This is a genomic window from Brevibacillus sp. FW301-21C12A, assembly GCF_058788915.1.
In genome coordinates, this window is the sequence record NZ_JBYTBG010000008.1 from 18166 (window position 1) to 38396 (window position 20231).

The 20231-nt window shown below is 58.1% G+C and carries 21 protein-coding genes; 20 read left to right on the plus strand and 1 reads right to left on the minus strand.

All coding sequences use genetic code 11. The annotated features are described in order from the left end of the window. Positions 1-53 precede the first annotated feature (53 nt). The 19 genes from AC3WQH_RS07400 (at position 54) to AC3WQH_RS07490 (ending at position 19251) form a co-directional block, all read left to right on the plus strand. Positions 54-1037 carry an NAD-dependent epimerase gene (locus AC3WQH_RS07400; RefSeq protein WP_005828415.1) on the plus strand — a complete coding sequence of 328 codons (984 nt, stop codon included), beginning with the start codon at positions 54-56 and terminating at the stop codon, positions 1035-1037. Then, entirely contained in the window at positions 1030-2310 is a 1281-nt protein-coding gene (locus AC3WQH_RS07405) for a nucleotide sugar dehydrogenase (RefSeq protein WP_005828416.1), read from the plus strand. The genes AC3WQH_RS07400 and AC3WQH_RS07405 overlap by 8 nt, the downstream gene beginning before the upstream one ends. Before the next feature lie 44 nt (positions 2311-2354). Continuing rightward, positions 2355-4253, plus strand: a complete 1899-nt coding sequence (locus tag AC3WQH_RS07410) for a polysaccharide biosynthesis protein (protein WP_026557856.1) — start codon at positions 2355-2357, stop codon at positions 4251-4253. A 5-nt stretch (positions 4254-4258) separates the two neighbouring features. Continuing rightward, positions 4259-5329, plus strand: a complete 1071-nt coding sequence (locus AC3WQH_RS07415; RefSeq protein ID WP_005828420.1) for an LCP family glycopolymer transferase — start codon at positions 4259-4261, stop codon at positions 5327-5329. After that, the gene (locus tag AC3WQH_RS07420) at positions 5322-6074 is read left to right on the plus strand and encodes a YveK family protein (RefSeq protein ID WP_197186939.1); all 753 of its coding nucleotides are present in this window, start codon (positions 5322-5324) and stop codon (positions 6072-6074) included. The genes AC3WQH_RS07415 and AC3WQH_RS07420 overlap by 8 nt, the downstream gene beginning before the upstream one ends. Beyond that, a complete protein-coding gene (locus AC3WQH_RS07425; protein ID WP_005828424.1) occupies positions 6055-6744 on the plus strand; it encodes a CpsD/CapB family tyrosine-protein kinase in 690 nt (229 codons plus the stop codon). The genes AC3WQH_RS07420 and AC3WQH_RS07425 overlap by 20 nt, the downstream gene beginning before the upstream one ends. A gap of 30 nt (positions 6745-6774) precedes the next feature. Further along, complete coding sequence (locus AC3WQH_RS07430; protein WP_429787498.1) at positions 6775-8196, plus strand: flippase; 1422 nt, start codon at positions 6775-6777, stop codon at positions 8194-8196. Next, positions 8193-8969 carry a CDP-alcohol phosphatidyltransferase family protein gene (locus tag AC3WQH_RS07435; protein WP_492331969.1) on the plus strand — a complete coding sequence of 259 codons (777 nt, stop codon included), beginning with the start codon at positions 8193-8195 and terminating at the stop codon, positions 8967-8969. The genes AC3WQH_RS07430 and AC3WQH_RS07435 overlap by 4 nt, the downstream gene beginning before the upstream one ends. Next, complete coding sequence (locus tag AC3WQH_RS07440) at positions 8966-9682, plus strand: phosphocholine cytidylyltransferase family protein (RefSeq protein ID WP_007783087.1); 717 nt, start codon at positions 8966-8968, stop codon at positions 9680-9682. The genes AC3WQH_RS07435 and AC3WQH_RS07440 overlap by 4 nt, the downstream gene beginning before the upstream one ends. A gap of 2 nt (positions 9683-9684) precedes the next feature. Further along, positions 9685-10884 (plus strand): O-antigen ligase family protein, encoded by a 1200-nt coding sequence (locus AC3WQH_RS07445; protein ID WP_221843039.1) that lies wholly within the window; start codon positions 9685-9687, stop codon positions 10882-10884. After that, positions 10853-12079 (plus strand): glycosyltransferase family 4 protein, encoded by a 1227-nt coding sequence (locus tag AC3WQH_RS07450; RefSeq protein ID WP_221843022.1) that lies wholly within the window; start codon positions 10853-10855, stop codon positions 12077-12079. Before AC3WQH_RS07445 ends, AC3WQH_RS07450 begins: the two co-directional genes overlap by 32 nt. Further along, complete coding sequence (locus AC3WQH_RS07455; RefSeq protein WP_197186934.1) at positions 12045-13058, plus strand: polysaccharide deacetylase family protein; 1014 nt, start codon at positions 12045-12047, stop codon at positions 13056-13058. Before AC3WQH_RS07450 ends, AC3WQH_RS07455 begins: the two co-directional genes overlap by 35 nt. Next, positions 13042-13689, plus strand: coding sequence for a sugar transferase (locus tag AC3WQH_RS07460; RefSeq protein ID WP_005828437.1), 648 nt, complete (start codon positions 13042-13044; stop codon positions 13687-13689). Before AC3WQH_RS07455 ends, AC3WQH_RS07460 begins: the two co-directional genes overlap by 17 nt. Beyond that, on the plus strand, positions 13658-13978 hold the full coding sequence (locus tag AC3WQH_RS07465; protein WP_492331970.1) for a hypothetical protein: 321 nt from the start codon (positions 13658-13660) through the stop codon (positions 13976-13978). The genes AC3WQH_RS07460 and AC3WQH_RS07465 overlap by 32 nt, the downstream gene beginning before the upstream one ends. After that, complete coding sequence (locus AC3WQH_RS07470; protein WP_492331971.1) at positions 13906-14685, plus strand: GNAT family N-acetyltransferase; 780 nt, start codon at positions 13906-13908, stop codon at positions 14683-14685. The genes AC3WQH_RS07465 and AC3WQH_RS07470 overlap by 73 nt, the downstream gene beginning before the upstream one ends. Positions 14686-14687: 2 nt before the next feature. After that, positions 14688-15872, plus strand: coding sequence for a DegT/DnrJ/EryC1/StrS family aminotransferase (locus AC3WQH_RS07475; RefSeq protein ID WP_005828440.1), 1185 nt, complete (start codon positions 14688-14690; stop codon positions 15870-15872). Beyond that, complete coding sequence (locus tag AC3WQH_RS07480) at positions 15859-17139, plus strand: type III PLP-dependent enzyme domain-containing protein (RefSeq protein ID WP_005828443.1); 1281 nt, start codon at positions 15859-15861, stop codon at positions 17137-17139. The genes AC3WQH_RS07475 and AC3WQH_RS07480 overlap by 14 nt, the downstream gene beginning before the upstream one ends. Further along, positions 17136-18119, plus strand: a complete 984-nt coding sequence (locus tag AC3WQH_RS07485) for an ATP-grasp domain-containing protein (protein ID WP_197186932.1) — start codon at positions 17136-17138, stop codon at positions 18117-18119. The genes AC3WQH_RS07480 and AC3WQH_RS07485 overlap by 4 nt, the downstream gene beginning before the upstream one ends. 241 nt (positions 18120-18360) lie before the next feature. Then, complete coding sequence (locus AC3WQH_RS07490; RefSeq protein ID WP_025843896.1) at positions 18361-19251, plus strand: putative RNA methyltransferase; 891 nt, start codon at positions 18361-18363, stop codon at positions 19249-19251. Positions 19252-19282: 31 nt separating this feature from the next. On the opposite strand, the gene AC3WQH_RS07495 is transcribed toward AC3WQH_RS07490, so the two are convergent. Beyond that, entirely contained in the window at positions 19283-19576 is a 294-nt protein-coding gene (locus AC3WQH_RS07495) for a hypothetical protein (RefSeq protein ID WP_327920270.1), read from the minus strand. Between AC3WQH_RS07495 and AC3WQH_RS07500 the strand changes: the two genes are divergently transcribed. Further along, positions 19514-20218 (plus strand): sigma 54-interacting transcriptional regulator, encoded by a 705-nt coding sequence (locus tag AC3WQH_RS07500; protein ID WP_492331972.1) that lies wholly within the window; start codon positions 19514-19516, stop codon positions 20216-20218. The genes AC3WQH_RS07495 and AC3WQH_RS07500 overlap by 63 nt on opposite strands. The last annotated feature ends 13 nt before the right edge of the window (positions 20219-20231 follow it).

Consider the following 20231-nt stretch of genomic DNA (forward strand, 5'->3'; position numbering starts at 1 on the left):
GCTGGCATATTTGTCCTAGAACCTCCGTATGAATAAGCAAAGAGGTGGAAAGTATGTCGATTTTAGTGACAGGCACTGCTGGCTTCATCGGATTTCACGTAGCGAAAAGACTTTTGGAAGGAGGGGAAGTCGTATGGGGGGTGGATAATTGCAACGACTACTACGATCCCCGCTTGAAGGCGAAAAGGCTGGAAATGCTCCACGCGTTCGAACAGTTCCACTTCTATAAAGCAGATATTGCCGATCAGACGACAATGGACGGGTTGTTTCGCAAAATACGACCGGAACGGGTCATCCATCTGGCGGCGCAGGCTGGCGTCCGCTACAGCCTGGAAAATCCGCATGCCTACACAACCTCCAACATCGCGGGCTTCCTGCACATATTGGAAGGCTGCCGACAGACGGGAGTCAAGCATTTGCTCTACGCCTCGTCAAGCTCTGTGTACGGAGGCAACAAAAAGCTGCCTTTCTGCGAGACAGACCCGGTCGATGAGCCGAACAGCCTGTACGCCGCGACGAAAAAAGCGAACGAGCTGATGGCGTACACGTACAGCCACCTGTACGGCATTCCTGCGACAGGACTGCGTTTTTTCACCGTGTACGGACCGTGGGGACGCCCCGATATGGCGCTGTACACATTCACCAGGGCCATCCTGGCGGGAGAGCCTGTCCGCGTGTTCAACCACGGAAAAATGATAAGAGATTTTACGTACATTGACGATGTAGTGGAGGGAATCCACCGGCTCATGGGACGGCAGCCAGAGCCGCAGGACGGCAAGCCGCCGCACCAGGTTTTGAATATCGGGAACCATCAGCCTGTAGAACTGCTACAGTTCCTGGCGATTTTGGAGCAAAAGCTGAACAAACCCGCAAACCGCCACTATATGCCCATCCAGCCGGGCGACGTTCCGGCTACATTTGCCTCCGTTGATGCCCTTTATGCGGAAACAGGCTTCCGCCCCCAGACGCCAATCGAGGTAGGGATTTCCCGCTTTGTCGATTGGTACCTCCACTATTACGGTGACGCCCATGCGTAAAAAAGTAGGAGTCGTAGGACTCGGGTACGTCGGATTGCCTGTTGCGGTCGCATTTGGGGAAAAGCTGCCTGTGATCGGGTACGATGTGGACGCGAGACGAATCGCTGCGTTGCAGACGGGCCGGGACGAGACGGGGGAACATACGGCGGAGGAGCTGGCGCGCACGAGCGTCACTTACACCGATGATCCCGCCAGGCTTGCGGAGTGCGACTTTATTATCGTCACCGTGCCTACGCCAGTCGATGAGGCCAAACGTCCCGATTTGCGCGCGCTGCTCTTCGCCTCGGAAACGGTCGGGAAGCATATGCAGCCTGGGACGATTGTCGTCTATGAATCGACGGTTTACCCTGGCGCGACAGAGGAAGTGTGCGTTCCAGCGCTGGAGCGCTCGTCCGGGAAGCGCGCAGGCGAAGACTTTTTTGTCGGCTATTCTCCCGAGCGGATCAATCCCGGGGACAGGGAGCGCAGGCTCGCCCGGATCGTCAAGGTCGTCTCCGGCCAGGACCGGGCGACTTGCGACGAGATTGCCGACATGTACGCGCTGGTAGTAGAGGCAGGCATTCATAAAGCGTCCTCCATCCAGGTCGCAGAAGCTGCCAAAGTCATCGAAAACACGCAACGCGATCTGAATATCGCCCTGATTAACGAGCTGGCAATCATTTTTGACCGATTGGGCATCGCGACAGCGGACGTGCTGGAAGCGGCCGGAACGAAGTGGAACTTCCTCCGGTTTACGCCAGGGCTGGTCGGCGGCCATTGCATCGGAGTCGATCCGTACTATTTGACCTATAAGGCCGAGAGCGTCGGCTATCATCCGCAGGTCATCCTGGCGGGACGCCGCATTAACGATGGCATGGGAAAATTCGTCGCCACTTCCCTGGTCAAGCAGATGATCTGGCGCCATATCCCGATTCAAGGCTCGCGGGTGACGATTTTGGGGATGACCTTCAAGGAAAATGTCCCGGATATTCGCAACAGCCGGGTCATTGATATCGTCCACGAGCTGCGGGAGTTCGGGGTCGAGGTGCAGGTGACGGACGATCTGGCGGACTCGGCGAAGACGTGGGCGGAGTACGGCATCAGGCTTCGGGATTGGGACGATTTGCAGCCCGCCGACGCACTGGTTCTGGCCGTTCCGCACGCGAAGTACGCGCATCTTGGCTGGGAGGAACTGTCGTCTTTGCTGCACGGAAGGTGCGGCGTGATCGCGGATGTGAAAAGCGTGCTGAATCAAAAAACATGCCCGTCTGACATCGTTGTCTGGCGTTTGTAGAGCCAGCCACGATGAACGAATGCAGACAGCCTGGAGCGATGAATATGAGCTACCGGAAGAGAAGATTCTGGTTAAGCTTATCGGACGCAGGAATTATCAGTATAGCTGTATGGCTGGCCTGCCTGGTTCGATTTGATTTTTCACTTGCGGAAATAGGCGATTATCAGCCGATGTATCTGATAATCGGACATGTACTGTTCGTTTTGGCGGGGATGCACGTGGCCGAGTTGTACCGTCCCGTCTACCGCTACGTCAGCGCAAACGAGCTTGTTTCGATTGTCAAGGCGACGAGCCTGTCTATCCTTGCGCTCAGCTTCGTTTTGAACAACGTGGGACATTGGCTGTTTTTGTCCGTCCGTTTTCCGCTCTCGCTGTTTTTGCTTACGTGGACGTTCGTGCTGGCGGGAATTACGGGCTTGCGCTTCGTCTGGAAGTGGTGGAACGAGGAGCGGGAAAAAAGAAGCCAGGACCGCAGGCGGACACTGATCGTCGGAGCGGGCAGCGCAGGCGTGCTGGTCGCTCGCGAGATGAGGCGGTCGCCTCTGTCCGAGCAGCGGCCGATCGCGTTCGTTGATGACGAGCCGAGCAAGCAAAACTTGCGCGTGTACGGCTTGCCCGTCGTCGGAAAAAGAGAGGACATCCCCCGCATCGTGCAGCGGCAGGCCATTTCGGATATCGTCATCGCCATGCCGTCCGCTTCCCGGCAGACGATCCGCGAAATTTTTGACATTTGCAAAACGACGAAAGCGAGCGTCAAAATTTTGCCGCACGTCTCCGATATTCTCAGCGGCAAAATCAGCATGAACATGATTCGCAACGTCAGGCTGGAGGATTTGCTGGGACGCGAGCCAGTGGAGATCAACCTGGAGGAAATCACCGGCTATTTGCGGCAGCAGGTCGTGCTCGTCACAGGGGCCGGGGGCTCGATCGGCTCGGAGCTATGCCGCCAGATCGCCCGCTTCGGCCCGGCGAAGCTGCTTTTGCTCGGGAATGAGGAAAACGGCATTTTTGAAATCAGCCTGGAACTGGGGCGGCTGTTTCCCGAGCTGCCTACGATCAGCCTGATTGCGGATATTCGCGACCGGCAGCGAATAGCTGCGATCATGAGCGAGTACCGCCCGTCCGTCATTTTTCATGCGGCCGCCCACAAGCACGTGCCGCTGATGGAGCAAAACCCGAGCGAGGCGTTGAAAAACAATGTGTTGGGAACGAAAAATGTCGCGGAGTGCGCGCTGGAAGCGGGAGCGAAGCATTTTATCCTGATCTCGACCGACAAGGCGGTGAATCCGACTTCTATGATGGGCGCCACCAAGCGCATCGCCGAGATGCTGATCCAGGGCTACAACCGTTTCGGGCATACCCGCTTTGCTGCCGTTCGCTTCGGCAACGTGCTCGGGAGCAGAGGCAGCGTCGTCCCGATTTTCCTCGATCAGATTCAGGCGGGCGGTCCGGTGACGATCACCCATCCGGACATGGAACGGTTTTTCATGACGATTCCCGAAGCGGCCCAGCTAGTGATTCAGGCCGGAGCGCTGGCGCACGGCGGAGAGATTTTCGTGCTCGACATGGGCAAGCCCGTCAAGATTGTCGATATGGCGATGGACCTGATCCGCCTGGCAGGTTTGGAGCCGGAAAAAGATATCCCGGTTGTGTACACGGGAATCCGTTCAGGCGAAAAGCTGTATGAAGAACTGTTGACCGCAGAAGAAGGGCTGACCTCTACTTGCCACGACCGAATTTTCATCGGCAAGCCGCTCGACTTTTCCTGGAGCGAGCTGTTGACGGCCATTTCCCGCCTGGAGCAGCTTGCGAAAAAAGGCGGGATGATCGAGGACGCTTCCACGATCATCGAAATATTGCAAGGAATCATTCCTAATTATCAATCTTCCTCCCAGCCGAAAGAAGAGGCAAAGCCCGTGCCGTATTCGGTAGCGACAGGATGATGGAGATGACGAGGACGAAGAGGGCAGCACGGAAAAAGAAGTGGAGACGTCTGCTGCTGCTCGGAGGAATCGCTTGCCTGCTCGCCGTGGGAGGGTACGGGGCATATGTGTACGTGTCGCTGCAAGAGACGGCGAAGAGCATGTACGTCCCGATCCGGACGCAAAAGTCGCTGGCGTCTTCCGCGCCCCCGGCATCGTCTGGGCAGCAGCCGTTGCACAGGCAGGCGCAGTCCTCGCTTCCGCAGCAGGAGTCAGTGCCAGCGGAAGCGCAGGAGCCGTTCACGGTGCTGCTGCTCGGGATCGACGAGCGGGAAAACGACAAGGGGCGCTCGGATGTCATTCTCGTGCTGACGGTCAATCCGCAGGCAAAGTCGGCGCTTTTGGTCAGCATCCCGCGCGATACGCGCACGCAGATGGCCCAGACGAAGACGATGGATAAAATCAACCACGCCTACGCTTTTGGCGGGCTGCAGCAGGCAGTGGACACGGTGGAGCAATTCATCGCGACTCCCGTTGATTATGTCGTGGCAGCGAATATGGAAGGCTTTGCCGGGATTATTGATACATTGGGCGGCGTCGAGGTAGACAACCAGCTCGCCTTCACCTACGCAGACTACCACTTCCCGCTCGGCCCCATCCAGTTGGACGGCAAGCAGGCGCTCGTCTATGCGCGCATGCGCTACGAGGACCCGCGCGGCGATCTCGGCAGAAACGAGCGGCAGCAGTTGATTTTGAAAGCGCTGATGCAAAAGAAGGCGGCTTTGGCGTCTCCCGCCACGTTGAACGGAGTGCTGGAAACGATGGCCAAATACGTGAAGACGAACATGACGTTTGCCGACATGAAAAGGCTCGTCCAGAACTACAGCACAGCCGTATCGAGCGTGGAGACGATCCGCATGGAAGGAAAGGGCCAGCTCATCAACGGGATCTACTACTATATCGTCAGCCCGGAAGAGCGAAAAAAGCTGATCGAGCGACTGTCCGCTTTTCGCAAGCTGGCGGAGCCGGCCCACAGTCAACTGCCGAACCAAGTTAGTGACAGCCTGGAGGGGCGAAGGGGGGAGCAAAATGAATGAAACCGTGAATCTGCGGGAAATATTGCTGGTCTTGTCCAAACGCTGGGTCGTGATCTTGCTGGTTACTTCTATTTTTACGATCGGGACGGCACTCGTCAGCGTCTTTCTGTTGACGCCGATCTATCAGGCCAAGACAGAAATTTTGGTGAATCGCTCCTTGAACTCGAATCCGGAAGGGGTATTGTCCGTAGCCGAGATTGATTCCAACCTGAAGCTGATCGAGACGTACCGGGTCATCATCGAAAGCCCGCGGGTGATGGAGCGGGTCGTGGAATCGCTCGGACAAGGGGCGAGCATGGAGGCGCTCTTGCTGCACACGAAAGTAGAGCCTGTCAAAGATTCGCAGGTGATTTCCATTACGGTGGAAGACCCCGATCAGGCGCGAGCCGTGCTGATCGCCAATACGATTGCCACGACCTTTCAGGTAGAAGTCGTCAAAATGCTGAGCATGAACAACGTGCACATTCTCGCAGAGGCGCGCCATAACCCGGCGGCCAAACCCGTCAGTCCCAAGCCGCTGCTCAACTCGATCATCGGCTTCGTGCTCGGGCTGGCGTCTTCCATCGGCGTTGTGTTTTTCATGGAGCATCTCGATACCCGGCTGCGCTCGGAAAAGGAAGTGGAGGAGTATTTGGGACTGCCTGTGCTCGCCACGATTGCCGTCATTGACAAGAAGTCGAAAAAGCATTTTCGGCAAAAAAGGGTGGAGGAGGTGAGAGGCGAGTATGAGAAGGCAGAAGCCTGACGATCGCTATCAAAAGCTGATCGCTCACTGGGAGCCGCTCTCCCCGCTGGTGGAAGGCTACCGGACCTTGAAGCTCAACATTTTGTTTTCCACGCAAGGGCAGAAGCTGCAGACGATTTTGGTCAGCAGTCCGGGCGCATCAGAAGGCAAGACGGTCACGGCGGCCAACCTGTCGCTGATGATGGCAAAAGATCGGCGCAAGACGGTCCTGATCGATTTCGACCTGCGCAATCCCCGTATCCACTTCACGTTTGAGATGCCGAATCTGTACGGGGTCAGCTCCTATATGAGCGGCATGTGCCAGTTTTCCGACATCGTCCAGGACTCCGGCGTGCCCCACCTGTCCATCATCACCGCGGGGCCGATTCCGCACAGTCCGGCGGAGCTTCTGGGAACGCCGCGCCTGCTGGAGTTGCTGGAGAGGCTGCGCAGCAATTTTGACGTGGTGATCGTGGACAGTCCTCCGCTGATCGTGAGTGACGCGATGGTGCTGGCCCGGGAAACAGACGGGTGCGTGCTCGTGGTCGATGCCAGCAAGACGAAGCGGGACCCGGCGGTTCGCGCGGTCGAGCAGTTGAAAACGGCTGGCGCCAACCTGCTCGGAGTCGTGCTGAACAACAAAAAACTGGGGAAGCGGGAAGGCTACTACGGTTATGGCTACATGGAATAGTCGAGTCAGAAACGGGAGCGATTAGCGCCGATGAATGCCCTCAAGTTAGTCTGGCACAAGCAACTGGCCAAAGTGCGCGGCAACCGGGATGTACACGAAGTGCTGCACGGTTCTGCGATTACGTTTTTGTTTCGGCTGTTCGGGTTCGTCCTGCTCTATACGCTGCAGTTGTTTATCGCAAGAGAGTACGGGGCGGGCAATCTGGGCGTCTATTCGCTTGCGATCACCCTGCTTAATATCGGGATGGTGCTGGCGCTGTTTGGCACCGACACGGCGATTATCCGCCTGCTGGCCGAGTACCGCGCGCAAGGAGCGCTGGCAAAGATTCGGCAGCTTTTTGGCAAGGTGGCGCTTTGGACGTTTCTGCCTTCGCTGTTGTTGTCCGGGCTGTTCTACTTGTTTGCGGAGCACATCTCCCGCTACGTGTTTGCAGGCGAGCTGCCAGCCGGGACACTGCGGGTCATCGCCTGGATGCTGCCGTTCGTCTCGCTCGGCAGACTGTACGCCTCGGCTTTTCGCGCGCTGCACCGCGTGACCGCGTCCGTGATCGTCGACACCGTCGGCATGCGCTTTTTGCACCTTCTGTTTCTGCTTATCGCCCTGCCTTTGTTCGCTCCGACCTCGCAGCTTCTGATCGGCTTGCTCGCAGCAGCCGTCATGTTGAACACGCTGTACGGCATGGCGAAGTGGCATGTTTTGTCCCGGGACTTTCGGGCGGGCGTACAGCCGCTGGAGCAGGAGGCAGGTCCGGCAATCAGCTTCCGCGCGCTTTGCACGATGGCGCTTCCGATGTATTTGAGCGCCTTCATGGAGCTGGTGATGAGCTGGACAGACACGATCATGCTCGGAATTTTTACGGACGCGGAGACAGTCGGGGTGTACAGTGTCGTCATTCGGCTCTCGATGGTGACGAGCTTCGCGCTCATTTCGATCAACACGATGCTTTCGCCGAAATTTTCGGAGATTTACGCCCGCGGCGATCTGGACGGGCTGAGGAAAATGATTGCGTTTGCCAATCGGCTCATTTTCTTCGCGTCTGCGCCGATCAATTTGCTCGTCGCCATTTTCGCCGCGCCGCTGCTCGGGCTGTTTGGCGAAGAGTTCGCAGCAAGCAGTCTCGTCCTGGTCATCCTCTGTCTGGGACAGTTTATCAACTTTTCCTCGGGCAGCGTGATCCCGCTCTTGACCATGACAGGACATCAGAAGACGGCGCGTAATATTCTCGTTTTTTCCGCCTTGCTGAACATTTGCGGAAACGGCCTGCTGATCCCCTGGCTCGGCATTACGGGAGCAGCCATCGCTACTGCGATCAGTTTAAGCTGCCGGGACATTTGCGCTTCGTATTGGGCTTATCGGTATTTCGGGTTTCGCACGTGGTATATTCCGTTCTTCTCTGAAAAAAATTCCGTCTTGCTACGAAGACGAGGTCATGAAGAAGGTGGCTTACGGTGAAAGAAGACTTGTATCCGAGCATGTTTTGGGACAGCGAGAAGATTCGGAAATACCGGATTCAGGTGCAAAAGCCATGGGTTCGCGAGGAATTTTGGTCGTACTACTTTTCCAGGCGCATTTCCATCTACGTGAGCCTGTTTTTGGCGAAAAAGCAGCGCGTCTCGCCGAATGCCATCACGCTTGCGGGAATCGCTGCCGGCCTGATCGCTGCTGCGGCCTTCATGTACGGATCGGCGGCTGCCTTTTTAATCGGTTGTTTTTTTTATCAGATGTGCTATCTCGCTGACTGTGTGGACGGGGAAGTCGCCCGCATGAACAACCAAAGCAGCAGGGGCGGCGTCTGGCTGGATATCGGGCTGAACTACTCGCTGTATCTCGTTTCGTTCGCGGTGATCTACGGGGTCGCCAAAAGCCAGCCGACGCTCGGGCCTTATTTGATCTACTTGATCCTGTTTACGATTTTTACGGAAATTTTGGCGACGAATGGCTCGGATCTCGCCTTTGGCCAGGGGAAAATCTCGCACGAAACCGTCTCCATGCGCAAGCGCAGCAAGTGGGTCGATGAAGGAGTCTTTTTGTTTCTCACCCAGACAGGCTTCCAGAGCGGGGTGCTGATCGCAGCCGTGATGTGGGCAATTAGCGGCCAGCATCAGTTTCTCGATTTGTGGACGGCCTACCATCTGCTGATCGGACTTCTCCGCGCGCTTTACAAGCTGAAGCTGAACGTCAAATACGTCACGGCATCGAGGCAAGAGGGAGGGGGAAGTAAATGAAGGCTCTGCTCATGGCGGCGGGACTCGGCTCGCGAATCAGCGGGCAAATTGACGGAAGTCCCAAGTGCACGGTTGATATCGGGAACAAGGCGTTGATCGAGAATACGATCTCGGAGCTGAAGCGAAAAGGAATCGACGAGATCGCCATCGTGGTCGGGTATCGCGCCCATGTCATCACCAGTCTGCTCGGCAGCGAGAACATTCGCTTTTTCCACAATCCGTTTTACGACCGCACGAACAGTATCGCCTCGCTCTGGTTCGCCCGCGAGTTTCTCACGGGCAGCGACTGTCTGTTGCTCAACGCGGATGTTTATTTTGAAGAAAAAGTGCTGGACGTCGTGTTGCAGGAGACGAGAAGTCCGGTCATGTTCGCGGACCCTTCGCGCAGGGCAGAGGGCGATTACAAATTCGGCTATGCACACGGCCTGCTGCACAAGCACGGAAAAGAGCTGCCTCTGGAAGAAACGACAGGCGAATACATCGGCATCGCCCGGCTGCATCAGGAGTTTTTGCCGCTGTTCCTGGAGCGTCTGCAACGTTTGATTCTGGAGCGGCAGCACGATTTATGGTGGGAGAACGTGCTTTACTCCTTTTTGGGCGAAAGAGACGTGCATGTGGCGCAAATTCCGCCGGGGCTGTTTTGGGCAGAGGTTGATACATGGGGGGATTACAAGCGCATTCTTCATTTCACGAATCATCTGGCCCATATGTGAGGATGGGCAACGTGAAGCTCTCGCTGGACAAGGTTCTTCTGTTCCTCTACGTACTGCTGAAGCCCTTCTACCTCTTCCCGAGCGGCAACCCGCAAATAGCGGATTTTATCATGCTGGTGCTCATTGCCTACACCTTTTTGTTTCGCGTCAACCAGTTGCAGCGCAAGTATTTGTTTTTCGTCCTGCTGACGCTCGCGTTTTTGTACGATATTTTGCTGGTCAACGGCCTGTGGGCGATTGCGCTGGGCGGCGCCATGGAAGTGTTCGAGTCCACGAAATGGTACTGGTACAACGGGGCCGTCCTGCTGACCGTCGTCGTCTTGGGCCAGCTCGAGCCGCGCGCATATGCGCAGTGGCTGTTCTGGTCCGTCGCTTGCTCGCTCGCGGTCCAGACGCTTGCGCTCTTGCTCGGGCTGGCGCCTGGGGAGCATGACTTCCGCCAGTCGCTGTTTTTCAACAATCCGAACCAGCTCGGGTACTTCGGCCTGCTCTGCCTGGGGATTTGCCTGTTTTGTGCGCGGTTCTTTCCCGTCCGAGCCATCTATTTGTTTATGGTCATCGGCTGCTCGTTGAGCGTGATCGCCGCTTCCTTGTCCAAGGCGGCGATTGTAAGTGCGGTCTTGATGTACGCGGCCTTTCTGTTCGTCTCGTCGAAGGAGCGGACGGGGCTGTTCTGGAAAAACGTCGTCTGCGTGCTCGCCTGCTTTTTTCTGCTTTTTTGCGTCTCTTTGTACACGAATGAAAACGTGCTGCACGATGCGACGATGTACACGCAAGTCAAGGAGCGGCTGGAAACGTTGGGAGAGGACTCCGACGACAACCTGGCGTCAAGAGGCTACGACCGGATCGCGAACCATCCCGCGTACATGTTTTTCGGGGCAGGCGAAGGGCAGTACGAGCGGTTTGAAAGCAGCATCGCCCTCGAATTGCACTCCACGGTCGCCAATCTGTTTTTCTCGTATGGCATCGTGGGCACGCTGCTGTTTTTTCTGCTCTTGTACGCCGGGGTACACGGTCATCGGCTCTACGCCTGGTATCCGCTGTTTTTTCAAATCGTGTACGGTTTGACGCACAACGGAATCCGGGAGACGCTGTTCTGGATATTGCTGGCGCTCTATTGTGTGACAGCCGGGATGAGTTCTGGCTCCATCAGAAAGGGCGGTGACCTGCATGGGGAAAATTTTGCAAATATGCGCCATTGACCAAACGGTGGAAAGCCTGCTCTTGCCGCTCATCCAGAAGCTGGCGGAGGAAGGCCATGAAGTGCATACGGCTTGCACAGACACCGGGCGTTTTCAGGCGTTGCGGGACAAGGGCCTCACCCTCTGGCCGATCGCGATCAAGCGAAAAATCGAGCCGCTCTCCAACCTGCGTTCCATTTTGGCGCTGTATCGGCTGATGAAACGGGAGCGCTACGACGCGGTGCATGTCCACACTCCGGTTGCGGCCGTGCTGGGCCGGGTGGCAGCGAGGCTCGCGGGAGTCAGCCCGGTCGTCTACACGGCTCACGGCTACTATTTTCACGACGGCATGAGCCGAGGGGAATACCGGCTGTACTACGCCGTGGAAAAGTGGTTCGCGAAGCATTTGACAGACTATTTGCTATTGCAGAGCAGGGAGGACTACGAGCTGAGCGTGCAGGACGGCTTTTCGCCGCCGGAGCGAATCATGCATCTCGGCAACGGGGTAGATGTCGAGCGGCGGTTTCATCCGCAGGCGGTGTCGCCGGAGGAAGCGGTGGAGGTGCGTTCGGCGCTTGGAATCGGCGCGGACGATCTCGTCATCGCCTACGTAGGGCGGATGGTTGGCGAAAAAGGGATTTTCGAGCTGCTGGACGCTTTTTCCAGGCTGGCGCGAGAGTCGGGCCGCGTGCGGCTGTTGCTCGTCGGGGACGTGTCGGACAGCGAACGGGACCAGCGCGGCAAGGCGCTACGGGAGCATTGCCGCGAGCATCCGCAAATCGTCCTGACTGGTTTTCGCCAGGACATCCCGCAACTGCTCGCCGCAAGCGACATCTTCGTCCTGCCTTCGCATCGCGAAGGGTTGCCCCGCTCGATTATCGAAGCGATGGCGATGGGCAAGCCGATTGTCGCCACGAACATTCGCGGCTGCCGCGAAGAGGTGACGGACGGCGTGAACGGGATTTTGGTGGAGCCGAAGCAGTCCGAGCATTTGTACAAGGCGCTGAAAAAGCTCGCCTGCGACGCGCGGCTGAGGGAAGCGTACGGACAAAACAGCCGCTATTTGGCGGAGGAGCATTTTAACGAGCAACACGTACTCGCGAGGCAGGCCGAGCTGTTTGCAGCGCTGCTCGCTGCCAAGACAGAGCCGCCGCGCACGGAAAAGGAGGTTGACGAACGGCTTGGGCAAAACAGGAGCATTGGTCATATCCCTTGATTTTGAGCTGTATTGGGGCGTTCGCGACAAGCGGACGCTAGCTGACAGCGAGAAGAACCTGCAGGGGACTCGTCAGGTGATCCCGGCGATTCTGGAGCTGTTTAACAAGTACGAGATTCACGCCACCTGGGCGACGGTAGGCTTCTTGTTCTGCGAGACGCGCGAGGAGCTGATCGGCACGCTGCCAAAAGAGCTGCCGGACTACGCCGATCCGAACCTGTCGCCTTATCGCTACGTGCAGTCGGGAGCGCTTGGCGCGCGCGAGCAGGTGGACCCGTATCATTACGCCCCATCCCTCATCCGGCTGATTTCCTCCTGTCCGCATCAGTACATCGGCAGCCATACCCACTCCCACTACTATTGCCTGGAGCCGGGACAGACCGCCCAAACGTTTGCCGAAGATTTGGCCGCCTTCAAAAGAGTGGCGCGCAAGAAAGGGTACGCCCCGACCAGCATCGTCTTTCCGCGCAATCAGTTCGCGTCCTCCTATCTGGCTGTCTGCAAGCAGCACGGGTTCGCCGCGTATCGCGGGAACGAGCGGTCGTGGATGTACGAGGCGGGCCCGGGAGCGCAAGACACTTTGCTCAAACGGGCTTTGCGCCTTGCCGACGCCTACGTCAATCTGAGCGGGCATCACGCGTACGAGCCGCTTTCCGCAAGCCAGGAAGGGTTAGTCGATGTCCCGGCGAGCCGATTTTTGCGGCCGTATTCGCCGCGGCTGCGCTGGCTGGAAAACGTCCGGCTGGGCAGGCTCCGGCGCGATCTGCTTTTTGCGGCCAAAAATCGCCGACTGTACCATCTGTGGTGGCATCCGGAGAACTTCGGCAGCCACCTCACGGAAAACCTTCGGATGTTGGAGCGGCTGCTGCAGTATTATGCGAAGCTGCGCAGCGAGTACGGGATGCAAAGTTTGAGCATGGAGGAGGCGGCTGCGAGTTGGAGCAGGCAAAGGGAGGGGCGGCATGAAGTGTCTGTTTGATCGTTTGGTAGCTTTGACGCTGTTGCTCGTCTTTTCACCTCTGCTGCTCCTGCTGTCGATTTTGATTCGCTTCAAGCTCGGCGCTCCTGTCTTGTTTGTCCAGGAGCGGCCGGGCCGATACGGAAAGCCTTTTTCCATTTATAAATTTCGCACCATGACCAATCAGTGCGACGCGTCCGGACAATTGCTGCCGGATGCCCAAAGACTGACGCCTTTTGGCATGATGTTGCGAAAGTACAGCCTGGATGAGCTGCCGCAGTTGTGGAATGTGCTGCGGGGCGAACTGAGCTTGGTCGGCCCGAGGCCGCTACTCATGGAATACCTGCCACTCTACACGCCCCGCCAGATGAAGCGGCACGAGGTTTTGCCAGGCATTACGGGTTGGGCGCAGGTCAACGGGAGAAACGCGATCACGTGGGAACAAAAATTCGAGCTGGACGTCTGGTACGTGGAAAATCGCAGCTTTTGGCTCGACTTGAAAATTTTGCTATTAACGGTCAAACGGGTTTTGCAAAAAACGGGGATCAGTCACGAAGGTTGCGTCACGATGGAAAAATTCACCGGGAGCAAACAGGCGGAGCTGGCTAGGAGGGAAATGCGTGAGTTTGATCGTGCTTACGAATCAGGATGACTGGACAGCTTATTTGCGTCCATGCAAGCATGTGGACATTTCCTATGCAAAAGAATACGTGAGCCTCTACGCCGAAAGGGAAGGGGGCGTGCCGGAGGCGGTGTTTTTTTCCGAAGGGGGCTGCCAGATTTTTTACCCTTACCTGGTCCGCTCCCTCGACGCTCTGCTTCCGGGGTATGCGGATATCGTCTCCATCGGCTACGGCGGTCCGCATGTTTGGCCGAAGACAGCGGGGGCAGAGTCGTTTTCCGCACAGTTTTCGCCTATTGCCGCAGCCAAAACTACGTGACGGAAACGGTGCGCTTTCATCCGCTGGAGAAAAACGCCGAGCGGTTTCGCGAGCAAATGCGGCTCGATCTGGTGCGGACGACTGTCGCCGTCGATGTCCGGCCGCCGCTCGCGCAAATTCGCGCGCAGTACAGCGAAAACGTCAGGCGCAACATGAAAAAAGCGGTCGCCAACGAGGTGAGCATCGTGGAAGCGAGCGGCGAGGCCGGCTTGCGGGCGTTTATGCAACTGTACCGGGAGACGATGGAGCGCAATTTTGCCGGCCTATCCTATTACTATGAAAATGAATTTTTTGCAGGACTGCTCCAGGAAACCGCGCTCTGCAAGCCGCGCCTCCTGCTCGCCATGCACGAGGACATGGCTGTCGCAGGCGCGATCATGCTCTGTGGAAACCGCTATGCCCACTATCAGCTCGGGGCTTCGCACAAGGCGGACATGCCGCTCGGGATCAACCATCTGTTGTTCGATGCGATGATTCAGCGGGCCAAGGAAGCCGGGCTGGAGTATTTGCTGCTCGGCGGGGGCAACCGCGACGGGGACGGCTTGTTCCGCTTCAAGGCATCGTTTTCCAAAACGAACCATTTTCCGTACTGGATGGGCAAAAGAGTGCACGATGAAGCAGCTTACCGGGTGTTGTGCGAAAAAAGACAGGCAGACCGCGCGGAGGCCGGAGCTTTTTTTCCAGCCTACCGGGCATGGGGAGGGTAACGATGGGGGAACACTCACGCATTTTTTTGTCGCCGCCGCACATGGGGACAGAGGAACTGGAGCTGCTCGCCAGTGCGTTTGCGTCCAACTGGATTGCGCCGCTCGGAGAACACGTCGACGCGTTTGAGCAGGAGCTGGCCCGCTATGTCGGCGTGAAGGGGGCGCTTGCCGTCTCTTCCGGCACGGCGGCGCTCCATCTCGGGCTGAGGCTTGCGGGAGTAGGGCCGGGTGATACCGTTTTTTGCTCCAGCCTGACGTTTGTGGCGAGCGCCAACCCGATTTTGTACCTGGGGGCGACTCCGGTCTTCATCGATTCCGAGGAAGCGACCTGGAACATGTCGCCAGTCGCGTTGGAGCGGGCGTTGCGGGAAGCCGCCCGACAGGAGAAGCTGCCCAAAGCGGTCGTGATCGTCCATTTGTACGGGCAAAGCGCCGACATGGGCCCGCTGCTTGCGCTGTGCGAAGAGTACAAGGTGACGGTCGTGGAGGATGCGGCGGAATCGCTCGGGGCCGATTACAAAGGGCGAATGAGCGGCTCGCTCGGGCATTTTGCTGCGTTTTCGTTCAACGGGAACAAAATCATTACGACCTCCGGCGGGGGGATGCTCGTCTCGGATGATCGTGAAGCGTTGGAGCGGGCGCGTTTTTGGGCGACGCAGGCCCGCGAACGGGTGCGTCACTACGAGCATGAGCAGATGGGCTACAACTATCGCTTGAGCAATTTGCTCGCGGCAGTCGGCAGAGGGCAACTGCGGGTGCTGGAGGAACGCATTGCGGCACGGCGGCGCGTCTGCCAGCGCTATGAAGCAAAGCTACGGCAGCTTCCCGGCATCGCGTTCATGCCGGAGGCTCCGACAGGGCGGGCGACGCGCTGGCTGACGGCGCTGACGGTAGATCCGCAGCAGGCAGAGGTTACGGCGGGGCAACTGATCGACGCGTTGGAGCGGGCAAACATCGAGGCGCGCCCGGTCTGGAAGCCGATGCACCGCCAGCCGTTGTTTGCCGGGTGCCGCTATTACCCGCATCTGCCAGAGCAGAGCGTCTCCGATGAGCTGTATGCGCGGGGCGTCTGCCTTCCTTCCGGCTCGAGCCTGAGCGAACAGCAGCAGGAGCGGGTCATCGCGGCTATCAGACAGTGCCTGTCAGGACGAGGACGTGCAAAGGAGCTGGGCCATGTACAGTTATGAGCAGCTTGCGGCGTGGAGAGAGCGTTGTCAGTCGTCGTTCTTTTTGCTCGATACAAACAGACTTCGCGACAATTACGAGCGGTTTTCCCGCGCCTTTTCCAGCCGGTATGAACAGGTGAGCGTCGGCTACTCGTACAAGACGAACTACTTGCCTTATGCGTGCCAATGCCTGCATCGGCTGGGGGCACTGGCGGAGGTCGTCTCCAGGCTGGAGTACGATCTCGCGCTGAAGCTGGGCGTCGAGCCGACCGCGATCATTTTCAACGGGCCGCTGAAGACGGCGGAAGACATCTGGCTCGCCTTGGAGCTGGGCAGCCTGGTCAATCTCGACTCGTTTTCGGAGATTGCCCCTGTGCTCACCTACGCGAGACAGCATCCCGAACAGACGGTTCGCGTCGGCTTGCGCGTCAATTTCGATTTGACGCGCGGCGGCGTCAGTCCGCTGCAAAACGGCTACGGTGTGAGCCGTTTCGGCTTTTGCGTGGAAAACGGCCGCTTCGCCCAAGCGCTCACGCTGCTGGCTGCCGTGCCGAATGTGCGGGTCGCGGGTTTGCACGGGCATTTTTCCACGAACCGTAGCGTAGGGGTGTATCGGCAGATTGCCCGCGAGCTGTGCCGACTGGGCAAAGCGCATCTCGGCGAGCAGCTTGAATATATCGACATCGGAGGCGGGTTTTACGGCGAACTGCCTGCCACGTTCGGGATGGTTGGCGTTCCGAGCTTTGACGACTACGCTCTCGCCATCACCGCTGTCCTCAAAGACGAACTGGCAGAAACGACTCGCCTGCCGCAGCTCATCCTGGAGCCGGGCATCTCGCTTGTGGCCGACGCGGTCGAGTTCGTCTGCCAGGTCGTGGATGTCAAGGAGAACCGCGGCGAGCGCTTTGTGCTTGTAGACGGCAGTGTCCACAATATCAAGCCGACCATGCACGCGTACCAGCTTCCCGTAAGCGTCGTGACACAAAGCAGCGAGGCAAGAGAAGGGACGTACCACGTAGTAGGCTATACGTGCATGGAAAAAGACTACTTGCTGCAAGGCTTTCGCGGCAAAGTGCCGGAGCCGGGAGATTTTCTCGTGTTCGGGCACACAGGGGCGTACACGCTCGTGTTCAATCCGCCGTTTATTCGCGAGCGGCCGCCTGTATTGGCCAAGGCAGGCCGCGATGTCGTCGTCGCGAGGCGCAAAGAGACGCTGGCGGAGTTTTTCCCGGAGTCGCTCTATGAATTTCAATTCCAGGCTGGCAAGCAGGAGGATACGCGTAGATGAACGTGCTGCTGACGAGCGTAGGCCGCAGGGTCAAGCTGATCGAGTATTTCGTCCGGGAGTGGGGCAGCGCGGGCAAAATTATCGCGGCGGACTGCGACCCGACCGCTCCTGCGCTGTTCGCCGCCCATCACAGGCAGATCGTCCCGCGCATCGACGACCCGGCGTATGTGCAGACGCTGGAGGAAATTTGCCTGCGCTATGACATCAAGGCGGTGCTCTCCCTGATCGATCCCGAGCTTGGCGTGCTCGCCGCCCATGCCGAGCGGTTTTCGCGGCTGGGCGTGCAGGCCGTCGTCTCCGGGCTGGATGCGGTGAACCTGTGTCTCGACAAAAAGGGGACCTGCGATTTTTTGCGCGCCCACGGGCTTCCATGCGTGCCTACTTATACGCTGGAAGAGGCGCGAGCAGCGCTTGCCTGCGGAGAACTGACCTATCCGTTATTGGCGAAGCCGCGCAAGGGCAGCGCCAGCCTCGGCCTTGTCCGTATGGAAAAAGAGGCGGAGCTTGCCGCGTTCACCCATAAGAAGGATGAGCTGATTGTCCAGCCGTTTTTGCAGGCGGAGGAATACGGCGTGGACGGCTACGCCGATCTCGTCACGGGCGAGCTGACGACGCTGTTTACGCGCAAAAAAATGCGCATGCGGGCAGGCGAGACAGACCGCTCGCTGGCGATCCGGGACGAGCGGCTGACGTCGTTGGTGACGTCGCTCGTCTCCGTCTTGCCGCTTCGCGGGCCGTTCGACATCGACTGCTTTTTGCTCGGGGACCAGTACGCGATCTCCGAGATCAATCCGCGCTTTGGCGGCGGCTATCCCCATGCGCATGAAAGCGGCGTAAACGCCGTCGCCGCCCTGTTCCGCAATTTGCGAAAAGAGGCGAGCAAGCCGAACATCGGCGACTACGAAGCAGGGACGATCATGCTGAAATACGATCAGGTCATGCTCGTCCACAGCAGTCGGCTGACGGGGGAGGGGATGTAAAAAAGCGCGCCAGCCTTGGGCGATCTGTTGTATAATGAAAGATACGGGGGTGACATGCCCCCGTGAAGATTTTGACAGGAGTGTCGTCCACTATGAGTATGAGCCCCCAATTCATGCGTTATCGGTAAGAAAAGGTACAGTCTAGCCTGATCCCGCTCGTTTTTTCCAAAGGAGAGCCGGGGTTTATTTGACTGTGCCTTTTTTCATTCACCGATTACGAATGAATGGGGTGCTTTTTTTTATGCTTCCAACCAGAAAAGAGCGGCAGGCCGAACTGCTGGCCCGGCATAGCGGGATGCTTAGATGCCCGGTTTGCCACGGGGCGCTGACGCTCATCCATACAGCTAATACAGCCAGCCTTGCATGCGCCAATCGCCATTGCTTCGACGTGTCGAGACACGGCTATGTGCACCTGGCGAATGCGGGCTACCGATCGAAGTACGAGCAAGAAATGTTTTTGGCGAGAAGAACCATTTCCGAGAAAGGCTTTTTTTCACCGCTGCACGCCGCCGTCAGTGAAAAGCTCGCCGAGTACGCAGCGACGAGCGGCGAGCCGTTGTCCGTGCTGGATGCCGGGTGCGGCGAAGGCTCGCATCTGGCTCGCATTCGCGAAGAGGTGAAAGCGCGGCAGCCAGTCGCGTTCGTCGGCGCGGGTGTCGATCTGTCCAAAGCGGGAATCGCCCTCGCGGCCAAGGCGCACCCCGAGCTGATCTGGTGCGTCGGCGATCTGGCCAATGCTCCGTTTGCCGACAATCGCTTTGCGGCCATCCTCAACGTGCTGTCGCCGTCCAATACGCGGGAGTTTGCGCGAATGCTGAAAAAAGACGGGCTCGTCATCAAGGTCGTGCCGGGCGAGCGATATTTGCGGGAGCTGCGCGAGTGTCTTTATGTGCAGCCGGGCAACCGGACGTATTCCAATGCAGCGACGATCCAGCGCTTCGCCGCCAGCTTTTCGCTGATCGACTGCGAGCGGGTGGCGTATTCGTTTCGGCTGGATCAGCCGAGCCTGGCGGCGCTGATCCAGATGACGCCGCTGACGTGGGGGGCCGAGCCAGAGCAACTGGCAAAGGCGCATGAGCTGGAGGGCGGAGAGATTTCTGTCGAGTTTACGGTTCTTGTTGGGAGAAAGTGAACGAGGCGGCGTTTTTTTATAGGACGAATTGTCAAGACAAGTGCGACAGAGCTTCCATGAATGATTCGTAAGCGGTCTTCCTGGCGGTGGGCGGCGTACCCAAGTCGTTTTTGTTCGCCATTCGCCCGATCCAACTGGACGATACGATCAAGGAATGGGTCGTCACGCTGGACGATGTGCAGGAGGTCGTCGAGATAGCGAGACGGGTGACGGCTGCTGAAACGGGCGATGCGTTTGCGGCGATTTCCGGCGGCAGCCCGGCGTGTTCGAAGCGGCAGGCAAAGGAACGCTGTTTTTGGACGAGATCGGGGACTTGCCTTTGCATTTGCAGGGCAAGCTGTTGCGGGTGCTGCAGGAAAAAGAGCTGCAGCGGCTCGGGAGCAGCGGCAAAACGGTTCCGGTCGAAGCGCGAATTATCGCGGCGACCCATCTCGATTTGCAGGAGCGGGTCGCGGCCGGGCTGTTTCGCCTCGATTTGTACTACCGTCTGCACGTCATCCCGATCCGCTTGCCCTCCTTGCGCGAGCGCCGGGAGGATATTTTGCCGTTGGCAAACGACTTTTTGGCGACGTACGCGAAAAAGCTGGGCAAAGCGATCTGCGGTTTTTCCCAGGACACACAGTCTTTGCTCTTTTGCCACGACTGGCCGGGCAATGTCCGCGAATTGGCCAACGTGATCGAGTACGCCGTCAATATGGAGGCGACGGCCTGGGTGCAGGTCGGAAGCTTGCCCGCTCAGATGATGCAGTTGCAGGCGGCTGCGGACACTGAGAAGGCGTGGACGGAAAACGGTGGTGGGGCCGGGCAAAAGCAAATCGTCACGCTCAAAGAGCTGGAGCGCTCCGCGATCGCCCGAGCGATGCAGGAGGTGCAGCAGCGAAACGGCCGCAAAGAGGAGGCGGCGGCGCTGCTTGGCATCAGTCGGGCTACGCTGTTTCGAAAAGTGCGGGAGTACGGGCTGTCCTGATTCGCCCGGCGCT